At 38.5% G+C, this 21,400-nt stretch carries 14 protein-coding genes; 13 read left to right on the forward strand and 1 reads right to left on the reverse strand.

Annotated elements, in window-relative coordinates; all coding sequences use genetic code 11:
* Positions 1-727 precede the first annotated feature (727 nt).
* The 9 genes from B371_RS0114220 to B371_RS23820 all read left to right on the forward strand — a co-directional run bounded on the left by B371_RS0114220 (position 728) and on the right by B371_RS23820 (position 13,712).
* Positions 728-2,875, forward strand: coding sequence for a (Fe-S)-binding protein (locus tag B371_RS0114220; protein ID WP_019414978.1), 2,148 nt, complete (start codon positions 728-730; stop codon positions 2,873-2,875).
* 419 nt (positions 2,876-3,294) lie between these two features.
* Entirely contained in the window at positions 3,295-4,488 is a 1,194-nt protein-coding gene (locus B371_RS0114225; protein WP_019414979.1) for an acetyl-CoA C-acetyltransferase, read from the forward strand.
* Positions 4,489-4,528: 40 nt separating this feature from the next.
* Positions 4,529-5,380: a 3-hydroxybutyryl-CoA dehydrogenase gene (locus B371_RS0114230; RefSeq protein WP_019414980.1), complete on the forward strand. Its 852-nt coding sequence runs from the start codon at positions 4,529-4,531 to the stop codon at positions 5,378-5,380.
* 15 nt (positions 5,381-5,395) lie between these two features.
* Complete coding sequence (locus tag B371_RS0114235; protein WP_019414981.1) at positions 5,396-6,532, forward strand: acyl-CoA dehydrogenase; 1,137 nt, start codon at positions 5,396-5,398, stop codon at positions 6,530-6,532.
* 829 nt (positions 6,533-7,361) lie between these two features.
* Positions 7,362-8,501, forward strand: a complete 1,140-nt coding sequence (locus tag B371_RS0114245; RefSeq protein WP_019414983.1) for an acyl-CoA dehydrogenase — start codon at positions 7,362-7,364, stop codon at positions 8,499-8,501.
* 75 nt (positions 8,502-8,576) lie between these two features.
* On the forward strand, positions 8,577-9,143 hold the full coding sequence (locus tag B371_RS0114250; RefSeq protein ID WP_019414984.1) for a TetR family transcriptional regulator: 567 nt from the start codon (positions 8,577-8,579) through the stop codon (positions 9,141-9,143).
* The gene (gene icmF / locus B371_RS0114255; protein WP_019414985.1) at positions 9,140-12,400 is read left to right on the forward strand and encodes a fused isobutyryl-CoA mutase/GTPase IcmF; all 3,261 of its coding nucleotides are present in this window, start codon (positions 9,140-9,142) and stop codon (positions 12,398-12,400) included. The genes B371_RS0114250 and icmF overlap by 4 nt, the downstream gene beginning before the upstream one ends.
* Positions 12,401-13,188: 788 nt before the next feature.
* Positions 13,189-13,344, forward strand: coding sequence for a hypothetical protein (locus B371_RS23815; RefSeq protein WP_019414986.1), 156 nt, complete (start codon positions 13,189-13,191; stop codon positions 13,342-13,344).
* A gap of 212 nt (positions 13,345-13,556) precedes the next feature.
* Positions 13,557-13,712: a hypothetical protein gene (locus tag B371_RS23820; RefSeq protein WP_019414987.1), complete on the forward strand. Its 156-nt coding sequence runs from the start codon at positions 13,557-13,559 to the stop codon at positions 13,710-13,712.
* A gap of 931 nt (positions 13,713-14,643) precedes the next feature.
* Here B371_RS23820 and B371_RS0114275 read toward each other — a convergent pair.
* Positions 14,644-16,176 carry a hypothetical protein gene (locus B371_RS0114275; protein ID WP_019414989.1) on the reverse strand — a complete coding sequence of 511 codons (1,533 nt, stop codon included), beginning with the start codon at positions 16,174-16,176 and terminating at the stop codon, positions 14,644-14,646.
* A 394-nt stretch (positions 16,177-16,570) separates the two neighbouring features.
* Between B371_RS0114275 and rpoE the strand changes: the two genes are divergently transcribed.
* The 4 genes from rpoE to B371_RS0114295 all read left to right on the forward strand — a co-directional run bounded on the left by rpoE (position 16,571) and on the right by B371_RS0114295 (position 21,314).
* A complete protein-coding gene (rpoE, locus tag B371_RS0114280; RefSeq protein ID WP_019414990.1) occupies positions 16,571-17,125 on the forward strand; it encodes a DNA-directed RNA polymerase subunit delta in 555 nt (184 codons plus the stop codon).
* A 404-nt stretch (positions 17,126-17,529) separates the two neighbouring features.
* The gene (locus B371_RS0114285) at positions 17,530-19,125 is read left to right on the forward strand and encodes a CTP synthase (RefSeq protein ID WP_019414991.1); all 1,596 of its coding nucleotides are present in this window, start codon (positions 17,530-17,532) and stop codon (positions 19,123-19,125) included.
* A gap of 543 nt (positions 19,126-19,668) precedes the next feature.
* Positions 19,669-20,028, forward strand: a complete 360-nt coding sequence (locus tag B371_RS0114290; RefSeq protein ID WP_026023079.1) for a response regulator — start codon at positions 19,669-19,671, stop codon at positions 20,026-20,028.
* 428 nt (positions 20,029-20,456) lie between these two features.
* Positions 20,457-21,314, forward strand: coding sequence for a class II fructose-bisphosphate aldolase (locus B371_RS0114295; protein ID WP_019414993.1), 858 nt, complete (start codon positions 20,457-20,459; stop codon positions 21,312-21,314).
* Positions 21,315-21,400: the final 86 nt, after the last annotated feature.

The following is a 21,400-nucleotide window of genomic DNA, read 5'->3' on the forward strand; positions in this document are numbered from 1 at the left end:
AGAACGAATTTTTATATTTATTTTTAAAAATAGATTGTTATCACTGTTGATTTTTAAAAGGAGAATGATTTACGTTCCAGGCGGCGACTCCGGCGGGAAAAGCGAGGCCAAGTGAGACCCCGCAGTCGCACACAATGGAACAAAGGCTAAGAACGCCACAACGCGTGGCAACGCCTTCGTGACCAACACCCTGTTGGCCTGAGGAGGCTCAACTACCGCCCGCGGAAAGCGTCCGCCTGTTTCTGCATCGCTACGCTAGCTTCGAAACATGAAAGTGCGTTGCAACGGAAATCATACCAGAAACCAAAGTGGATACTGTGTGCTTTCTTGTAAGTATTTTACGTCCTAGGCTCAGCCACAAATTGAAAATCGATTTCTAATATGAACGGTTAAGAGATAGCGTTGAAATACAGATAAATAAAATACTTCCACATTAAAGAAAGCAACAAAAGGTCGAAATTGTATCTTCGGCCGCCGACTATTAATGAAGTAAGTATCTATTCTTTAGTCCACCAAAATAGCACAAATATAAGACGAACTACAGTATATCTGAAAATACTTCACCATATTTTCAGATAAAAAACCTTCATTGAATTAATTCCCAATAAATTTATGTTGACTGAATGCTCATTCAGTTTTAGAATTAAACTTAACATCGACAACATTCCATCAATCTACTAAACTGATGGTATTAGATAAATTTTCACTAAGGAAAGGGGAGAGGAATATGAACCCGCTTTTAATTATTAACTGGGTCTTATTTTTAGCTGTAACAGCGTACGCACTTGGATTATTCACATACTTACTTAAAACTCGCTACGCTTATATTAAACTCGGGAAAAAAGTTGAATTCGAGGACAATGTCAAAGAGCGATTACGTAAAATTTGGATCAATGTATTCGGTCAAAAGAAATTAATGAAAGATAAGAAGAGTGGAACAATACACGTGATGTTCTTCTACGGATTCCTTCTTGTCCAATTTGGAGCAATCGATTTTATTTGGAAAGGGTTAAATCCAGGTTCACACTTACCATTTGGTGTAGTATATCCTGCATTCACATTCTTCCAAGAAATTGTCACTTTGACGATTTTAGTTGCAGTTGTTTGGGCATTCTACCGCCGTTACATTGAAAAATTAGTACGCTTAAAACGCGGATGGAAAGCAGGCCTTGTCCTAATTTTCATCGGTGGTTTAATGGTTTCAGTACTAGTCGGAAACGGAATGGGTATGATTTGGCATGACCACGCAGGAACATGGTCAGAACCAGTTGCATCTATGGTTGCATTAATCTTTGGTTGGTTACCAGAAGCTGCTGCCATCACAATTTTCTACGTCATGTGGTGGATTCATTTAATATTCCTTCTTGCGTTCTTGGTTTATGTACCACAATCGAAGCATTTCCACTTAATTACTGGACCTGTGAACACATATTTCAACCGTGTAGATAACGTTGGAAAACTTCGTCCGATTAATTTTGAAGAAGATGAAGACGAAGAATCGGACGAAGAGCCTTCATTTGGTGTCGGGAAGATTCAAGACTTATCACAAAAACAAATGATTGATTTGTATGCATGTGTAGAATGTGGTCGTTGTACAAATATGTGTCCAGCAACTGGAACAGGAAAAATGCTGTCACCAATGGACTTAATTACGAAATTACGTAACCATTTAACCAACACAGGCGCTGTGTTAACTAAGTCTAAACCATGGGTTCCGGCAATGGCATTTGGCCATACGCAAGGAAATCAATTAGCGATTGCAGCTAGTGTAGAAGGTGCTGTGATTGAAGACATTTACAATCCTGCATTAATAGGCGATGTTATTACAGATGAAGAGCTTTGGGCATGTACGACTTGTCGTAACTGTGAAGATCAATGTCCTGTAATGATTGAGCACGTTTCTCATATTATCGACCTTCGCCGCTACTTAGTTATGACAGAAGGACGTATGAATCCTGATGCACAACGCGCGATGACTAACATCGAACGTCAAGGTAATCCATGGGGTCTTAACCGTAAAGAAAAGGAAAACTGGCGTGATGCAAGTCCAGACGTAAGTATTCCAACAGTGAAAGAATTATCGAAAGCTAAAGAAGAGTTTGAATACTTGTTCTGGGTAGGGTCAATGGGTTCATTTGACAATCGTTCTCAAAAAATTGCATTAGCATTTGCTCGATTAATGAATGAAGCAGGTATCAAATTCGCCATTCTAGGAAATAAAGAAAAGAACTCTGGCGACACACCTCGTCGTTTAGGGAATGAATTCTTATTCCAAGAACTTGCTACAGCAAATATAGCTGAATTTGAAAAAGCAGGGATTACGAAAATTGTTACAATCGATCCACATGCTTATAACCTTTTCAAAAATGAATATCCTGATTTCGGATGGAGTGGAGAAGTCCTTCACCACACTGAAATGTTGTATGATTTAGTACAACAAGGCCGTCTAAAACCACAATATTCAATTGATGAAACAATTACATTCCATGATTCATGTTATTTAGGCCGCTATAACGATGTGTACGATCCACCACGTGAAATTCTGCGTGCAATTCCAGGCGTTAAGCTTGTGGAAATGGAACGTAACCGTGAAACAGCTATGTGCTGTGGAGCTGGTGGAGGAATGATGTGGATGGAAGAACATGTTGGGAACCGTGTAAACGTTGCACGTACAGAGCAAGCGCTTGAAGTAAACCCAACAATGATTTCATCCGGTTGTCCATACTGTTTAACCATGCTTTCAGATGGAACGAAAGCAAAAGAAGTGGAAGAAACAGTAGGCACATACGACATCGCCGAGTTACTAGAACGTTCTGTACTAGGGGATTACTTACCTCCAGTTGAAGAAACAGAAGAACAACCAATTATCCAATAAAGTGTTGTTCCTCATCTGAGGGACAATCCTCAATCAACAGATTGATAAATATTTAGATTTTCGGTACAATGAGAGTAGATTAAGAAAAAGTGTAAAGCGCTTTCTAGCTCGGCACCGGCGATTGCAGGATGAAAGTTGAATTGCCTTTTAACCAAGCGAGCTGGACATAGCAATACTAAAGATGAAAAGGGAGTCGTTGAACTCCCTTTTCGTTTATTATTTTGTCGAGCGAGCGTTCAGTCGTTCTAAGAATATATTTTATCTACTACACTAAATTAAGAAATCTAGGTTTACGAGAATACTGACTACATCCTCAATTAGCAAGTAAGACTGTACAACGACATTTGTTTTATCATTCATAATTTTATTTTTTTTTAAAAGCATACTGTAAGCGTATTCAAAAAAAGGAGGAAATCAATATGACAAGAACGGTTATTTTAGATGGATCACGAACAGCTTTCGGGAAAATGGGAGGCGTACTCGCATCACTAACCGCTAGCGATTTAGGTGGCTTTGCAATTAAAGAAGCATTAAAGCGAGCTGGAGTAGCTCCTGAATCAGTAGATGAAGTTATTATGGGAACCGTACTTCAAGCAGGACAAGGACAAATTCCGTCTCGTCAAGCAGCTACAAAAGCAGGAATTCCTTGGGGAGTAAAAACAGAAACTATTAACAAAGTATGTGCATCAGGTATGCGCGCAGTTACTTTAGGAGATCAACTTATCCGTTTAGGTGATGAGACAACTATTGTTGCAGGTGGAATGGAATCCATGTCAAACGCACCGTATTATTTGCCTAAAGGTCGATTTGGCTTACGTATGGGCGATGCAGTAATGGTTGATGGCATGGTTTACGATGGTCTATCTTGTTCATTCGATCCAAAGCGTGTTCACATGGGTACTTACGGAAATTCAACCGCTAAGCAATTTGAGTTAACTCGCGAAAAGCAAGATGAATGGTCATTCCGTAGTCATGAACTAGCATTTAAAGCAATCGATAACGGGATATTCGCTGAAGAAATCACAGCGGTTGAAGTACCACAACGTAAAGGTGATGCGTTAAAAATTGATCAAGACGAAGCGCCACGTCGCGATACAACAACAGAGTCACTTTCAAAATTAAAACCTGTTTTTGGCAAAGAAGGCACGATTACTGCAGGAAATGCACCTGGTGTAAATGATGGGGCAGCAGCGCTTGTGTTAATGAGTGAAGATAAAGCTATAGCTGAAGGAAAAACGCCTCTTGCTTATATTCTTGGACATGCAGAAGTAGCAATTGAGCCAGAAAACTTCCCACAAACACCAGGTCTCGTTATAAAAGAGATTTTAAAGAAAACTGGTAAAACGCTAGAAGAAATCGACTTGTTTGAAATCAATGAAGCGTTTGCTGCAGTTGCTTTAGCTTCTGCCCATATCGCCAACTTAGACGAAACAAAAATAAATGTAAATGGTGGAGCTGTGGCACTTGGTCATCCTATTGGAGCAAGTGGAGCACGAGTTATCTTAACTTTGGCTTACGAATTAAGACGTCGCGGTGGCGGTATCGGAATTGCAGCGATTTGTTCAGGCGGCGGCCAAGGCGATGCCATTATGATTGAAGTTCCTAAAGCATAATTAAATAATGTAGTGAAATAATAAAGGAGGACAATAATTAATGGTTATCCAAAAAATACTTATAATCGGCGCAGGGCAGATGGGTTCTGGTATTGCACAAGTATGTGCACAAGCAGGCTTTGATGTGAAATTAAATGATATGAAAGAAGAGTTTTTTAACCGAGGTCTTACAACCATTACCAAAAATCTATCACGTAACGTCGAAAAAGGGCGTATGACGGAAGATGAAAAATTACAAGTATTGTCTCGCATCACAAAATCGTTAGACTTAAATGATGCTTCTGACGTGGATTTAGTTATTGAAGCCGCAGTTGAGAACATGGAAATCAAACAAAAGATTTTCAAACAATTGGATGAAATTACACCTAAACACACGATTTTAGCAACAAATACATCTTCACTTCCAATTACGGAAATAGCTGCGGCGACGAATCGGCCGGAGCTAGTAATAGGTATGCACTTTATGAACCCAGTACCAGTGATGAAATTAGTTGAAATCATTCGTGGACTTGCGACAACGGACGATGTTTATACGAGCATCGAAGAAATGACAAAAAAACTTGGCAAAGTTCCTGTTGAAGTAAATGACTTCCCAGGGTTCGTTTCAAACCGTATCCTAATGCCAATGATAAATGAAGCCATTTATACATTGTACGAAGGTGTAGCAACAAAAGAAGCAATCGACGACGTCATGAAGCTTGGTATGAATCATCCAATGGGTCCACTTCAACTAGCCGATTTTATTGGCCTCGATACATGTCTGTATATTATGGAAGTCTTACATGATGGTTTTGGAGATAGTAAGTATCGACCATGTCCACTGCTACGTAAGTATGTAAAAGCGGGATGGTTAGGTAAGAAAACAGGTCGAGGGTTTTACGAGTACGTTTAGGGAGGCATCATCAGCATGGATTTAATATTCACAGAAGAACAAATAATGATGCGCAATATGGTACGTAACTTTGCTAAGACAGAAATAGAGCCAAACATTGATAAAATGGAACAAGGTGAATTCCCGCGTGACATCTTAAATAAAATGGGGAATCTTGGTTTAATGGGTATTCCTATTCCTGGAAAATACGGCGGATCTGAAATGGACTTTATCAGTTACGTCATTGCCATTCACGAATTATCAAAAGTAAGCGCAGTAGTTGGCGTAATCTTGTCTGTGCACACATCAGTTGGAACGAATCCAATTGTCTACTTCGGTAATGAACAACAAAAACAGAAATACGTCACAAAACTAGCTACTGGGGAATATTTAGGTGCTTTTTGTGTAACGGAACCTTCAGCGGGGTCTGATGTAAGTGCTATGAAAACAAAAGCAGTTAAAGACGCTGATCACTACACAATTAATGGTTCGAAAGTATTCATCACAAACGGTGGGGAAGCGGATGTCTATATCCTATTCGCTTCAACAGATCCTTCTAAAGGTTCTAGAGGTGTTTCGGCATTCATCGTCGAAAAAGATACACCAGGGCTAATTATTGGAAAAGACGAGAAAAAAATGGGCTTGCATGGTTCTCGTACTGTTCAGCTTACATTTGAAGATATGAAAGTCCCAGTTGAAAACTTGTTAGGCACAGAAGGTGAAGGCTTTAAAATTGCATTAGCCAATCTTGATATCGGTCGCATAGGGATTGCAGCACAGGCTCTTGGAATCGCTGAAGCTTCACTTGAAGCAGCGGTAGGCTACGCTAAAGAACGTGAGCAGTTCGGCAAGCCAATCTCAGCTCAACAAGGTATCGGTTTTAAATTAGCAGACATGGCAACAGCTGTAGAAGCATCAAAACTATTAGTATATCGTGCAGCAGATTTACGTAACCGAGGCTTACCTTGTGGGAAAGAAGCGTCAATGGCAAAATTGTTTGCCTCCAAGACAGCAGTAGATAATTCAATTGAAGCTGTCCAAGTTTTTGGTGGGTATGGGTACACAGAAGATTATCCAGTAGAACGATATTTCAGAGATGCAAAAATAACTGAAATTTACGAAGGTACATCTGAGATTCAGCGAATAGTCATTAGCAAACATTTACTCAAATAAAAGTCTGTTATAGATTAGCGTCGCTCCAGGTGGCAAGCATCAAGCCACTTCCTTAGTGACACTCAATCCAGGGTCTTGATTGGCTTGCTGATCCCCTAGGAGTCGCCACCCTCTGCGAGCTTATATAAATTAATGGTATGTAATAACTATGGCTATGAGATTCAATGTTTTGTTATTGGTAAGGACTAACTAAGTTGAAAATCTACTATAGATTAGCGTCGCTCCAGGTGGACGCTTTCCAGGGGGCAAGCATCAAGCCGCTTCCTTCGTGACACTCAGTCCAGGGTCTTGATTGGCTTGCTGATCCCCTAGGAGTCGCCACCTTCCGCGAGCTTATGCTAATAATTAATGCGGTGAAATTTCGCATTGGTGATTTATTAACGGGAATATATGAAGGTACATCTGAAATTAAACGCTTAGTAATCGGCAAACACTTACTTAAATAGCTCAGTTAAAATAATGTGTTGATTTCCGTTGCAGGCGGACGCTTTCCGCGGGCGGTCCGTGAGCCTCCTTGTCGCAAGCTCCTGGGGTCTCACCTGGACACGCTATTCCCGCTGGAGTCGCCGCCTTTCACTACAATCAATTAAATGAGTTAAGATCAACAATTTAATAAGAGTCTAATTAAAATGTATATGTCATCGTTCATTGTAGATTTTTTAATATATAGATATGGAGCAAAACAGCGGAGACTCCTGCGGGAAAGCGAGACAGCCGAGACCTTGGCTCGGCGCTCGCCCGCGGAAAGCGCAGCTGTTTTGCGGAATATCAACACTATCATTTAACAGAGCAAATTCTAAAAATATATGATTATAAAGGGGAACTGAAAATGAATTTTAAACTATCTGAAGAACATGAAATGATTCGTAAAATGGTACGTGATTTTGCATTAAAAGAAGTGGCTCCAACAGCTGCAGAACGAGATGAAGATGAAAGTTTTGATCGTGCAATTTTTGATAAAATGGCGGAACTTGGTTTAACAGGAATTCCATGGCCAGAAGAATACGGTGGAATTGGTTCAGATTACTTGGCTTACTGTATCGCAGTAGAAGAATTATCACGCGTAGATGCATCAATTGGTGTTACGCTTTCAGCACATACTTCATTAGCTGGATGGCCGATATTCAAATATGGTAATGAAGAGCAAAAACAAAAATATCTTCGACCAATGGCAGAAGGAACTAAAATTGGTGCATACGGATTAACGGAAGCGTCTTCTGGATCTGATGCTGGTGGTATGAAAACTTCAGCTAAATTAGACGGGGACGACTATGTATTAAACGGGTCAAAAATCTTCATCACAAACGGTGGAATCGCTGATACGTATGTAGTATTCGCAGTAACAGACCCAGCTTCGAAACACAAAGGAACAAGTGCATTCATCGTAGAAGCAGGATTTGAAGGGTTCTCAGTTGGCAAGAAAGAAAGAAAACTAGGGATTCGTTCATCACCAACGACTGAAATCATTTTCGATAACTGCCGGGTTCCAAAAGAAAACTTGCTTGGTGAAAAAGGCCAAGGATTCATTATCGCAATGAAAACACTAGATGGCGGTCGTAACGGAATTGCAGCACAAGCGGTAGGGATCGCGCAAGGGGCACTTGATGCGTCAGTTGAATATGCGAAAGAACGTGTTCAATTTGGCAAGCCAATCGTTGCAAACCAAGGTGTTTCATTCAAATTAGCGGATATGGCAACATCCATCGAAGCATCACGTTTACTCACATACCAAGCTGCTTGGTTAGAAACTAACGGACATTCTTACGGCAAAGAGTCTGCAATGGCCAAATTGTTGGCTGGCGATACGGCGATGAAAGTAACAGTGGAAGCTGTGCAAGTATTCGGTGGGTATGGTTATACAAAAGATTATCCAGTAGAACGCTATATGCGCGACGCGAAAATCACACAAATCTACGAGGGTACACAAGAAATTCAACGTCTCGTAATTTCTCGTATGCTAACTAAATAATTGATGGACAAAGTCAAAAGGCAAGTCGAGTCGTCCGTAAAAGATGAAAACCTTATCTTAAAACGTAGGAATCAGATGATTCATGGAGCTGTCGCGCTCTTCAAAGAAAAGGGTTTTCATCGGACAACGACTCGCGAAATTGCTAAAGAAGCGGGATTTAGCATTGGTACACTTTATGAATACATCCGCACGAAGGAAGATATCCTGTATTTAGTTTGTGACAGTATTTATGATCAGGTGCAAGAAAGATTATCCGCCCTACCGACACAAGAAGGTACATTGCATGGATTGAAAATTGCCATTCGACATTACTACTTGCTGGTTGATGAGATGCAAGATGAGTTTATCGTCATGTATCAAGAGTCAAAATCTTTACCTAGAGAAGAATTAAATTATGTATTAAATAAAGAACTTGAAATGGTATCTATATTTGAGAACATTCTTCATAAATGTCGTATATCAGGTGAATGTCAATTGTCTCAAGAGGAAGTGAGAATGTCCTCACACCATTTAGTCGTTCAAGGCCAAATGTGGGCATTTAGACGCTGGGCACTTCATCGCGATATGAAAATAGAGGATTTTATTGAACAACAAACAACATTTTTCTTACAAGGAATACAAGGGAATGGAGGCACTTTATGACAGCAACAGTGGAGATTTATAAACCAACCAATCACGTGAGATTTGTAACAGCTTCGGCTCTTTTTGATGGACATGATGCGTCTATAAATATCATGCGTCGTATTTTACAGTCAACTGGTGTAGAAGTTGTTCATTTAGGACATAACCGCTCAGTAGAAGAAGTGGTCAATGCAGCGATTCAAGAAGACGCTCATGGAATAGCCATTTCTTCTTATCAAGGTGGTCATGTTGAATACTTTAAATACATGTATGATTTGCTAGCTGAACGAGGAGCTCCACACATTCGTATTTACGGTGGCGGTGGTGGTGTAATCATTCCAAAAGAAATCAAACTTTTACATGATTACGGTATTGCATGGATTTTTTCACCAGAAGACGGTCGTACATTCGGCCTTCAAGGGATGATTAACCGCATGGTAGAAGATTGTGATAAAGCGATTGATACGAAAAACGCTGTTGATCAATTAACACAAATTGATACGGATCACCCTCAAGTATTAGCTCACTTAGTTAGTGTCGCTGAAGACGGTGTGAACAATGAAAACGAAGATGCAAAGGCATTAGTTGAAAAAGCACGCCAACTTTCTAAAGGAACACCTATCCTCGGAATTACCGGAACAGGTGGAGCAGGAAAATCTTCTTTAACGGATGAGTTGATTCGTCGTTTCTTATCAGAATTACCTGATAAAAAAGTAGCGATTATCTCCATTGATCCAACTAAACAAAAAACAGGTGGAGCATTACTTGGTGACCGTATTCGTATGAACGCGATATTTAATAAACGAGTCTTTATGCGCAGCCTTGCCACTCGAGGATCTCATACTGAATTGTCAGGTGCATTAAGTGACGTTCTAGATGTGGTAAAAGTAGCTGGCTACGATTTAATCATCATAGAAACAAGTGGTATTGGTCAAGGGGATGCGGAAATCGCGAACGTGGCAGATGTATCGATGTATGTCATGACGAGTGAATTTGGCGCACCTTCACAGTTAGAAAAAATTGATATGATTGATTATGCTGACTTAATTGTCATTAATAAATACGAACGTAAAGGTTCTGAAGATGCACTACGTCAAGTACAAAAACAATACCAACGCAGCCATGGTTTATGGGATAAAAACCTTGATACAATGCCTGTTCATGGTACAATCGCAAGCCAGTTTAACGACAAAGGCACAAACTCATTGTTCGCTGCCTTAGTTTCACGCGTGAATGAAGTGTGCGGGACTGACTGGGCAACTCAATATGACCAATTTGTAAAAACACAAAAGCAAAACGTCATTATTCCTAATGACCGTCGCTATTATTTACGCGAAATTACAGATGCTGTTCGTGGTTACCATAAAAAGTCAGATGCACAAGTGGATTTCGCTCGCCGTTTGTTCCAACTAAAAGGTGCCATTGAAGAAGTCAACGAAAAAGCACCAAATGATGTATTAGTTGATTCGTTAAATTCTCTTGTACAGGGCATACGTGACGAGTTAACAGCTGAATCAAAACGTATTTTAGATAATTGGAAAGCGCTAAAAGAGGCATATGCAGGCGATGAATTTGTTACTACAGTTCGAGATAAAGAAATCCGTACAATTTTACGGACTGCAAGCTTAAGTGGCTTGAAAATCCCAAGAGTAGTATTACCGAAATTTGTAGATTACGGGGAAATTTTACGTTGGGTATACAAAGAAAACGTGCCAGGTTCATTCCCATACACAGCGGGCGTATTCCCATTCAAACGTGCAGGTGAAGATCCAAAACGTCAATTCGCAGGTGAAGGTACACCCGAACGCACAAACCGCCGCTTCCATTATCTATCAAAAGATGACGATGCAAAACGTTTATCAACAGCATTTGACTCTGTAACTTTATATGGTGAAGATCCAGATACTCGTCCAGATATTTTCGGAAAAGTTGGAGAATCGGGCGTCAGTATTTGTACACTTGATGACATGAAGAAACTGTATGATGGCTTTGATTTATGTGCACCTGCCACATCAGTATCCATGACAATTAATGGCCCAGCGCCAATCATTTTGGCCATGTTTATGAACACTGCGATTGATCAACAAGTAAAACTAAACGAAGAAAAGCTAGGACGTACTTTAACAATTGAAGAGTTTACTGAAGTGCGTGAGAAAACACTTCAAGTTGTGCGTGGTACCGTTCAAGCAGATATTCTAAAAGAAGACCAAGGACAGAATACATGTATTTTCTCAACCGAATTTGCACTGCGTTTGATGGGCGACATTCAACAATACTTTATTGACTCAAAAGTGCGTAATTATTATTCAGTATCTATTTCTGGCTATCATATTGCAGAAGCAGGTGCAAACCCGATCTCGCAATTAGCCTTTACTCTATCAAATGGATTCACATATGTTGAGTACTATTTAAGCAGAGGTATGAACATTGATGATTTCGCTCCAAATCTATCATTCTTCTTCTCGAATGGTTTAGATCCAGAGTACACAGTTATTGGCCGTGTAGCACGTCGTATTTGGGCAATTGTTATGCGTGACAAATACGGAGCCAATGAACGCAGTCAAAAGCTTAAGTATCACGTACAAACATCAGGGCGCAGCTTACATGCCCAAGAAATCGATTTCAACGATATTCGTACAACACTTCAAGCATTGATGGCGTTACAAGATAACTGTAACTCACTTCACACAAATGCATATGATGAAGCAATTACAACGCCGACAGAAGAATCAGTTCGTCGTGCAATGGCCATTCAAATGATCATTACCAAAGAACACGGTCTTGCGAAAAATGAAAACCCACTTCAAGGTTCATTCATTATTGAAGAACTAACGGATTTAGTTGAAGAAATGGTACTTACAGAATTCGATCGTATTGACGACCGTGGTGGAGTACTTGGTGCTATGGAAACGCAGTACCAAAGAGGAAAAATTCAAGAAGAGTCAATGCATTATGAGATGTTAAAACACTCTGGTGAATTGCCGATAATTGGTGTGAATACGTACTTGAATCCAAACCCACCTTCTTCAGAAGATGTGGATAACATGGAGATTGCACGAGCAACTATTGAAGAAAAAGACATACAGATCGCTAATTTACTAGCATTCCAAGAACGTAATTCTTCTGAATCACAAGACGCATTAAAACGCTTAAAACAAGTTGCCGTATCTGGTGGTAATATCTTTGAGCAATTAATGGATACAGTAAAAGTAGCTTCTCTTGGTCAAATTACCAATGCTCTATACGAAGTCGGCGGACAATATCGCCGTAATATGTAATTTTTATATCGCAATGGTTTAAGGCAAACCTTCTGCATTGAATGAAGAGAGGTGTGAAGTGATGATGTCACTACACCTCTATCTTTCGTCGAGACAATCTTGCGGTTGGTGTGCATCCAACGCACGCCTGTAAACTTGACGCACATAATGTGTACATTTTGGTGGACGAGAGAATCGACACTAATTTCATGGAAAACAAGCGGCCGAAGATACAATTTCGGCCTATTTTGCTTTCTATTAATATATAGTCTTTCTTTAGGCTCGAATCGAACTAGAGAAAGTGTCACGAACAGGAAAGTGGCAAAGGCTAGCCGTGCCACCAATTATGGAGCGCAATGAAAATGTTTTTTTAGCAAATGTACTATTACAGTTGATCTCCGTTGCAGGCGGACGCTTTCCGCGGGCGAGCGCCAAGCCTCCTCGTCCGCATGCGCTTCCTCCGGGGTCTCGTCTGTCTCGCTTTTCCCGCTGGAGTCGCCGCCTTCCACTACAATCACTTGTGAATATACTTTCTTGTATCTATGACCTAAATGAGGGAATCAGAGTAAGCAATACGAAAGAAAAGGCAACATTTCGTTCGAAATCGAATGTCGCTTTTTTCAATTTAAACACACATACAAATTTTAAAAACGTAAGTTTTTCAGTGCCCTCTAATTATGTTGACAAGCTTTACAGATCGCTTGTAAATTATAAAATCAATTGTAGATGTATTTTGGAGTTTGCTGCTAGAAGTGAAGAAAAAATCGTCACTTTGTCATCGAAAAAGATGAGATGTGAAGGATTTTATAATGAAATTTTGTGTGAGCATTCGCTCAGTTGGGATTTTTGACGGCCAAGTTGGAAAAATGAGAAGCCAAGTTGGAATTTTAGAGACCCAAGTTGGAAAAATCACAATCCAAGTTGGAATAGAGAAAATATGGGAATCTATATTAGAGCTGCATTAATATTTCACACCCAGAGTCGAAGCGAAAGTGTCACGAACAGGAAAGTGGCAAAGGCTAGCCGTGCCAACAATTATGCATTTGGGTTCAACACGATGTTGACTAGATTATAAATTGTAAAAGCAATTGTATGTGTATTTTAGAGCTTTCTGTAAAATGTGAAGAAAAAAGCGTCACTTTGTCATCGAAAAAGATGAGATGTGAAGGGTTTTATAATGAAATCTTGGGTGAGGATTCGCTCAGTTGGAATTTTTGGCTTCCAAGTTGGAAAAATGGGAGGCCAAGTTGGAATTTTGGAGTCCCAAGTTGGAAAAATCACAATCCAAGTTGGAATAGAGAAAATATGGGAATTTATATTAGAGCTGCATTAGTATTTCCCACCCACAGTCGAAGCGAAAGTGTCACGAACAGGAAAGTGGCAAGACTTGTCCATGCCACCATACAAACATTTGGGTTTAACACGATTTTGACTAGATCGTAAATAATAAGTGATTTTTAGAGTTTTCTGTAAGTATTGAAGAAAAAGCATCACTATGTTAGCCGTAAAGATAAGATGTGAATTGTTTTAAAATGAAAATCCGGGTGAGAATTCGCTCAGTTGGAATTTTTGATGTCCAAGTTGGAAAAATGGGCAGCCAAGTTGGAATTTCTGGAGTCCAAGTTGGAAAAATCAACGTCCAAGTTGGAATAGAGAATATATGGGAACTTTATCACTCTTATTTCTGAAAGTGTATCTGCTCTACATCCAGGAGAATGATTAATCAAAACCAAGGTTGACACTCTTCCTAGCGAGGTTAAGTAAAGAGGTAAGAATGAACTGTATCAGTTATATAGAAACGAGCATGGGTGTGTATCTTACATGCTCAGTTTACAGTAACGTGATAACTCTTCTTTTATAAAGTAACTACAAAGCCTTAAAGAAAGTTAAAAAAGGCCGAAATAGTATCTTCGGCCGCTATTTTTGATGAAATTAGTGTCTATTCACCCGTACATCAAATCTAAAATACTATGTACGTCAAGGTTGCAGGCGAGCGAAGGACGTAAACCCACCGCAAGATTACCGGTAAGAAATACAGAGAGCCAAGTGACAACGTCACTTGGCTCTCTGTATTCATTCTTAAGGCTATGATGCAGTAGGTCGACGATCCAAAGCTCTCCGGAAACCAAAACGTAACAAGCAGGTTTAATTCATTTCAAAAAGACATAAATTTCTTGGGAGAATACTAGCGAAATCATGTCAAATTATGTTGCATGTAAAAAACTTTTTCTTGTTGAAACGAGTATTTATCACGAATAGTGCAATTATATGAAATAAGGACCTAATAACATGAATAGAATGAATAAATTGAGTCCAGTTGTGTACAAGATAAGTATATTGCAATTATCGTCCGTAACTTTTGTGCGAGACAAGATCACAGGCAATATACAACCGATTCCTGCGATAAATAGTACGAGAAAAACATGCCATACTTCTGTCAAATAGGGTGCCTTCAACAAGATTTTCTCTGGGTGAAGCATAGTTGAGAATATCACGAATTGACTTCCTACGAGAGCAATCGTATTAACGTACAAAGAAACAGGAAATGCATAGGATTTACGTATTTTTTGTAGGAATGCTAGTGTTCCATAACCTAAGAGAAGTGTAGGAATTATCCATGTAAACGAAAGTAATACGAGTAAAATCCCAACAAACAGCAAACTAAATAAAGAATAGAATGCACTAATAGGATCCCCTTTTAGTATGGTATTACTTTGTGCTATTTTCTCAGCGGTTGATGAAGAGTACATAAGCTCTTTTTCTTTACCGTCTAATCTGAAATAAGCAATGGTTTGATCGTTTAAAAAGACTGGATTAACGTGTAAGTCACCTTTTTTCGTCACAGCAGAAACTTCATTTAATGATTGATTGTATTTTCCGACAAAAACCTTATTTACTTTATCACCATCTTCATCAAACATGTTAGCTGAAAACGTAATATGTGAACCCGTTTCACCTTGATACAAATAGGGTGAACGAATGTTGAATAATTTAATACCTGATTCCTTTTCAGCAAAGGCAATCTTTTTAAAGGAGGGATTCTGATTTTCAGTTAATTCGAAAGATGTAGTGCGTAAAACTTTGGTCGTTGAGCCACCTGAGCTGATTTGAGTTTCTAGCAATAAATTGAACTTAGCATCACTATCATTGGAAATATTGATTGATAACAAGCTTTCACTAGCGTTTATATGGAATTGAAATAATTCATTAAAATTATTTGAACCATCAAGAACAATATAGTTATTGTTACGTTGATTATGAGTAATAATGAAGAAATGCTCATCAACAAACATCCCTGTGTTTACAGGGTATTCAGGTGCATAAGAAATCTCCTGTTTATTTTCTTGTTGAAATATGACTTTTTGATTCTTAAGCCAAAACGCAAGTTTGTCTCCTGATTTAATAAAATTGTCAACATTCGGGGAAATTTTTATTTCTTCTCCGATAGTTGATTTGCGAATTAAGGAGTCGTCTTTAATAAAATATGTAGTTTCACCGTCACTCCAAGTATTTTTATATGGATTCAATTGTGAATTCGACCACTTGTTAACGCATTGTAAGTCAGCTGAGCAGTGTAGAAAAACTAATTGTTCAAAATCCAAAAGACTTATTGCAAAACCATTGTCTGTAGGAACATTTTGTATTTTGGAATAATTACCTGCATCAACATTTGAGGGAAATGAACGGCTCCAATCTGGGGAAGGAAGGGACTTTTGTTGATCAAGCACAACTGTATATTGAAACCCAATTAACAGAAGTATAATCCCGATACTTAAATATTTTAGTTTATTAGTCATTATTCTGTCCTTTTCTGTATATATTTACTATCAACAAGTATGGCACGCTTAGCAAAATAATAAAATATGAATTTTAAATTTTTTTATTAAAATTATGTAAATTGACGACCTTTACCTTGGTTTTAGGTATAATAGAACAATATGATTAAGGAGGTTGTCAAACTTGAAAAATAGTCTTCATATTATTTTTATTTTGACATGCCTTGTCGTTACATTTTTTTTGTATAATAAACAATTAGGATCTATACCATTAATAATATTATCAATTTATTTGTTTTATTTTGGCTCAATCAAACTACTTAATGTGAAAAACAAAAAGTCAAGCTAGCATAATTGAATAAGGTTTGTATATAATGGGTACTATGCCAACGTATGTAGAAAGGACGTGCACGAGTTGAAATTTCGTGAAATGACAAAAGAGCAAATAAGTGAAGAATCATTTATCGATCTAGGATATGCAATATTAGAAGAAAAACATGAGTCTTTAACTTTGCAAGAGTTGCTAGATGAGATTAAAAAACTTAACAAGTTTAGTGAAGCAAAAATGAAAGAACGGATGCTTCAGTATTATACAGATATGAATATCGATGGGCGTTTCCTCGCGATTTCAGAAAACAGATGGGGTTTACGAGAGTGGTACCCGGTTGAACAAATTGAAGAAGAAACAGCACCAACTGTAAAAGTCCGTAAGAAAAAATCAAAGGCATCTAAAGATGATGATGATTTCGATGACGATTCTGATGATGAAATTACGTTTGAGGATGACTTCGATGCATTCGTTGAAGATGACGATTTTGATCTGGACGATGAAGATGAAGACGAAGATGAAATCGGTGACTTAGCTGTCGAAGAAATAGATGCTCCTGATGATTTTGAAGACGATGATGACGATGATGATGAGGACGTAGAAGAAGACGTTGAAGATGAAGACGAGGATGAAGATAAATAATAGGTCTTGACTTATTTCGACTTTCCGATTACTCTTTTACTTGGGCTCCCTAAAAAGGGAGATTAAACGTTTAATTTATGCGCTCCCCTGCAACTGCAGGTGGAGCGCTTTTTTCTTTTAATTATTGAAAGTATAAAATTTTTAGTATCTTCTAACAATCATTTATGAAGTGCGCCTAGGTCAAAATTTCAACTACTCCTGGTTACTCGTTGCAAAATAAGGAAATACTTTTACTGTTACTCTTCGTAATAATAGAAGTCCGTTACAAATTCATGATTTCATAATCCGTTTTTATTGGGATAACAATTTGTTAACGGATGCTAAAGTTGCATCTCGTAGCGGATTCCATAAAAGAAATGCTGTTTTTCAGATTTAGAATTAAATTCATTTAGGAGGAGTTAACTTTGACAAAATATATTTTCGTTACAGGTGGTGTAGTATCATCACTTGGTAAAGGCATCACCGCGGCATCACTTGGTCGTTTACTTAAAAATAGAGGACTCAATGTAGCAATTCAAAAGTTTGATCCTTATATCAATGTAGACCCTGGTACGATGAGTCCATATCAACATGGGGAGGTTTTCGTAACTGACGACGGTGCAGAAGCTGATTTAGATCTAGGTCACTATGAACGTTTCATCGACATTAATGTTAATAAATTCTCTAACGTTACAACAGGTAAAGTTTACTCAGCGGTCTTGAAAAAAGAACGTCGAGGCGACTATTTAGGTGGTACAGTGCAAGTCATTCCCCATATCACTAATGAAATCAAAGAACGTTTAGTACGTTCAGCAAAAGAAACCAGTGCTGATATAGTCATTACGGAAATTGGTGGGACTGTAGGAGACATAGAGTCATTGCCTTTCTTAGAAGCTATTCGACAAATGAAGGGCGATTTCGGTGCGGAAAATGTCATGTATATTCACTGTACATTAATTCCTTATATTCGTGCTGCAGGAGAAATGAAAACTAAACCAACACAACATAGCGTTAAAGAACTACGTAGTTTGGGGATTCAACCTAATATCATCGTTGTGAGATCTGAATATGTTGTCCCACAAGATATGAAAGATAAAATTGCCTTGTTCTGCGATATTAAAGCAAGTGAAGTCATTGAATGCCGTGACGCGGAAACATTATATGAAGTACCATTAATGTTACAACAACAACATATGGACCAAATTGTTTTAGATCACTTAGGAATTAATGCTCCAGAAGCGGATATGACGGAATGGACAGCGTTAGTCAACCAAGTGAAAAACTTATCGAAAAAAGTACGTATTGGCTTAGTTGGTAAATACGTAGAATTACAAGATGCCTATATTTCAGTTGTTGAAGCAATGAAGCATGCAGGATTTGCATTCGACACTGATGTTGAAGTGAAATGGATTAATGCAGAGCACGTCAACGAAGAAAATGTAGCAGATTTGTTAAGTAATGTAGACGGTATATTAGTACCAGGTGGTTTTGGTGATCGTGGGATTGAAGGGAAAATTGCGGCAACCTCATTTGCACGTGTAAACAACATACCTTTCTTCGGAATTTGTTTAGGAATGCAACTAGCAACGGTTGAATTTGCACGTAACGTTTTGAAATTAAAAGATGCAAATTCATCTGAATTAAATCCACTAACACCATATCCAATCATCGACTTATTACCAGAACAAAAAGATGTTGAAGATTTGGGAGGTACACTACGCTTAGGACTTCAACCTTGTAAGTTAGTTGAAGGCACAAAAGTGTTTGATGCATATGGACAAGAATTGGTATACGAACGTCACCGTCATCGTTACGAGTTCAACAATGAATACCGTGAGCAGTTTGAAGCAGCTGGCTTCATTTTTTCTGGTACAAGCCCAGATGGTCGATTAATTGAAGTGATCGAACTTGCTGATCATCCATTTTTCGTTGCATCTCAGTTCCACCCAGAATTCAAATCGCGTCCACAACGTCCGCACCCGATATTCAGGGAATTCATCAAGGCGGCAACAGGAGAATAACAAAATTAAATCCCGCTCCTTAGTACTTAAAAAGAAGTGGGGTATTTTCGTTCTCGCTTTTGAATAAAGTAAGCAAAATAAGGCCGAAATTGTATCTTCGGCCGCTTCTCTCTATAATATTAGTGTTTTTTCGCACGTCAACCCAAATCGAAAATACGATATGCTCATTGGTTGAAGGGGCGCGTCGGACACAAACCTGCCGCAAGATTGCCTGTAAGGGCATCATTCTTCAGATTATAGTGCAGTAGGTTTGTCGTCTAAAGCGACCCGGAAACCGATGTTGATACAGGTTGTAAAACCATTTATCTACTAACACTCAAATCATTAGTAATTGCTTAAAAGGACCGGAGAATTTTGCTCGGTTTTTCTTATTAATTCAGTTTCTTGTCATTAAATGCAATAAAATATAAAGAAGTATTAAAAATATTAATTTGATGCAGGAATATGGAAAAGTTTGTTGAATATGTAGGTATAGAAGAAAATCTTTACAGGCCTTTATACTTTCATACTTTCGTAATTTTTAAAGAAGGAGACAACTATTTCATGAAACAGTTACTAATTGTGGATGACCAACAAGGTATTCGTTTACTTTTAAACGAAGTTTTTAAAAGAGAGGGATACACTACATTTCTCGCTGCTAATGGGATTGAAGCATTAGAGCTTGCTGAAAAGGTTAAACCAGATGGAGTTCTCTTGGATATGAAGATTCCAGGGATGGATGGAATTGAAATATTAAAACGTTTAAAAATGCGTACCCCAGACATGCCCATCCTAATGATGACTGCTTACGGAGAACTAGATTTAATTAAAGAAGCAATGGATTTAGGAGCTTCACATTATTTCACAAAACCATTTGATATTTATGAACTACGAGATGCCGTTAATGGCATGTTAAAAGATTAAAACCTCAGGTAGTGGCAAACACTACCTGTTTTTGATATGATTTAAAGGAAAAGCGTAAAGTGTCACAAAACTCCACTTTGGTACTAGAAGCATAAGATAATAATGCAATCCTTCTTACCTCTAGAGGCTAAATTGTTTGTCCTTGGAACTAGACACGTTTTATTTGGTGTTTAACTAATCCATAATAACTTCATGACCTTCCATGGAGGACCAAAGTGTAAAGAGTCTCTCTAGATCGCACTAGACGGTAGAAGAAACTAATCGAAAACCTGTTTTTGGGGTATGTTAAGAATGAGAGGTCCTTATTCCCACCTGTGTGACCCACAATCATGTGAGCGCGTTAACAGGGTGCGAGTTAGGTTTCGTAAGTGCCATACAGATAACTTGTTGTAAAAATAGATGTTAAACGTGAAATGGAGGACTTCTCAGTGGCTTTAGAATCAATGAAACAAATGATGATCAAAGGTAAACAAGAAGGCTACGCAATTGGACAATTTAATATTAATAATTTAGAGTTTACTCAGGCAATTTTACTTGCAGCAGAGGAAGAAAAGTCTCCAGTAATATTAGGTGTTTCTGAAGGAGCAGCGAAATATATGGGCGGTTTTACAACCGTCGTCCACATGGTAAAAGGTTTAATGCATGACTATAAAATCACAGTACCAGTGGCGATTCACTTAGATCATGGTTCAAGTTACGAAAAATGTAAAGAAGCAATCGATGCAGGATTTACATCAGTAATGATTGATGCCTCACATCATCCATTAGAGGAAAATATTTCAATAACTTCTAGAGTAGTAGAATATGCACATGCACAAGGTATATCTGTTGAAGCCGAACTTGGCACAGTGGGTGGTCAAGAAGATGATATTATTGCTGACGGTGTAATTTATGCAGACCCGAAAGATTGTGCTGAACTAGTGTCTCGCACAGATATCGATTGCTTAGCACCTGCACTTGGTTCTGTTCACGGACCATATAAAGGTGAACCAAATATTGGTTTTGTAGAAATGGAAGAAATCTCGAAATTATCTGATCTCCCGTTAGTATTACATGGAGGAACTGGAATTCCAGTAAAAGATATTAAACGTTCAATTTCATTAGGAACTGCTAAAATTAATGTTAATACAGAAAATCAAATTTCAGCTACTAAAGCAATTCGTGAATTTTTAGATAACAATAAAGATGTCTACGACCCACGGAAATACTTAATACCTGCCCGTGATGCAATTAAAAATACAGTGCAAGGAAAAATGCGTGAGTTCGGAAGTTCTGGAAAAGCGTAATTAAGAAGCATCACCCTATCTCGAGTTTGTGCAAGGCGAAATAGACCACTGTAATCTGACTCTGAGCACCTGAACTAAAAACTTGT

The sequence above is a fragment of the Paenisporosarcina sp. TG20 genome (assembly GCF_000286315.1).
GTDB lineage: Bacteria > Bacillota > Bacilli > Bacillales_A > Planococcaceae > Paenisporosarcina.

Excerpts from the sequence above, each read along its gene's own strand:
- B371_RS0114220 (WP_019414978.1), top strand. The coding sequence starts at position 728 with ATGAACCCGCTTTTAATTATTAACTGGGTCTTATTTTTAGCTGTAACA.
- B371_RS0114230 (WP_019414980.1), top strand. The coding sequence starts at position 4,529 with ATGGTTATCCAAAAAATACTTATAATCGGCGCAGGGCAGATGGGTTCT.
- B371_RS0114290 (WP_026023079.1), top strand. The coding sequence starts at position 19,669 with ATGAAACAGTTACTAATTGTGGATGACCAACAAGGTATTCGTTTACTT.
- B371_RS23820 (WP_019414987.1), top strand. The coding sequence starts at position 13,557 with ATGAAATCTTGGGTGAGGATTCGCTCAGTTGGAATTTTTGGCTTCCAA.
- B371_RS0114275 (WP_019414989.1), bottom strand. The coding sequence starts at position 16,176 with ATGACTAATAAACTAAAATATTTAAGTATCGGGATTATACTTCTGTTA.
- B371_RS0114225 (WP_019414979.1), top strand. The coding sequence starts at position 3,295 with ATGACAAGAACGGTTATTTTAGATGGATCACGAACAGCTTTCGGGAAA.
- B371_RS23815 (WP_019414986.1), top strand. The coding sequence starts at position 13,189 with ATGAAATTTTGTGTGAGCATTCGCTCAGTTGGGATTTTTGACGGCCAA.
- B371_RS0114235 (WP_019414981.1), top strand. The coding sequence starts at position 5,396 with ATGGATTTAATATTCACAGAAGAACAAATAATGATGCGCAATATGGTA.
- B371_RS0114245 (WP_019414983.1), top strand. The coding sequence starts at position 7,362 with ATGAATTTTAAACTATCTGAAGAACATGAAATGATTCGTAAAATGGTA.
- icmF (WP_019414985.1), top strand. The coding sequence starts at position 9,140 with ATGACAGCAACAGTGGAGATTTATAAACCAACCAATCACGTGAGATTT.
- B371_RS0114250 (WP_019414984.1), top strand. The coding sequence starts at position 8,577 with ATGATTCATGGAGCTGTCGCGCTCTTCAAAGAAAAGGGTTTTCATCGG.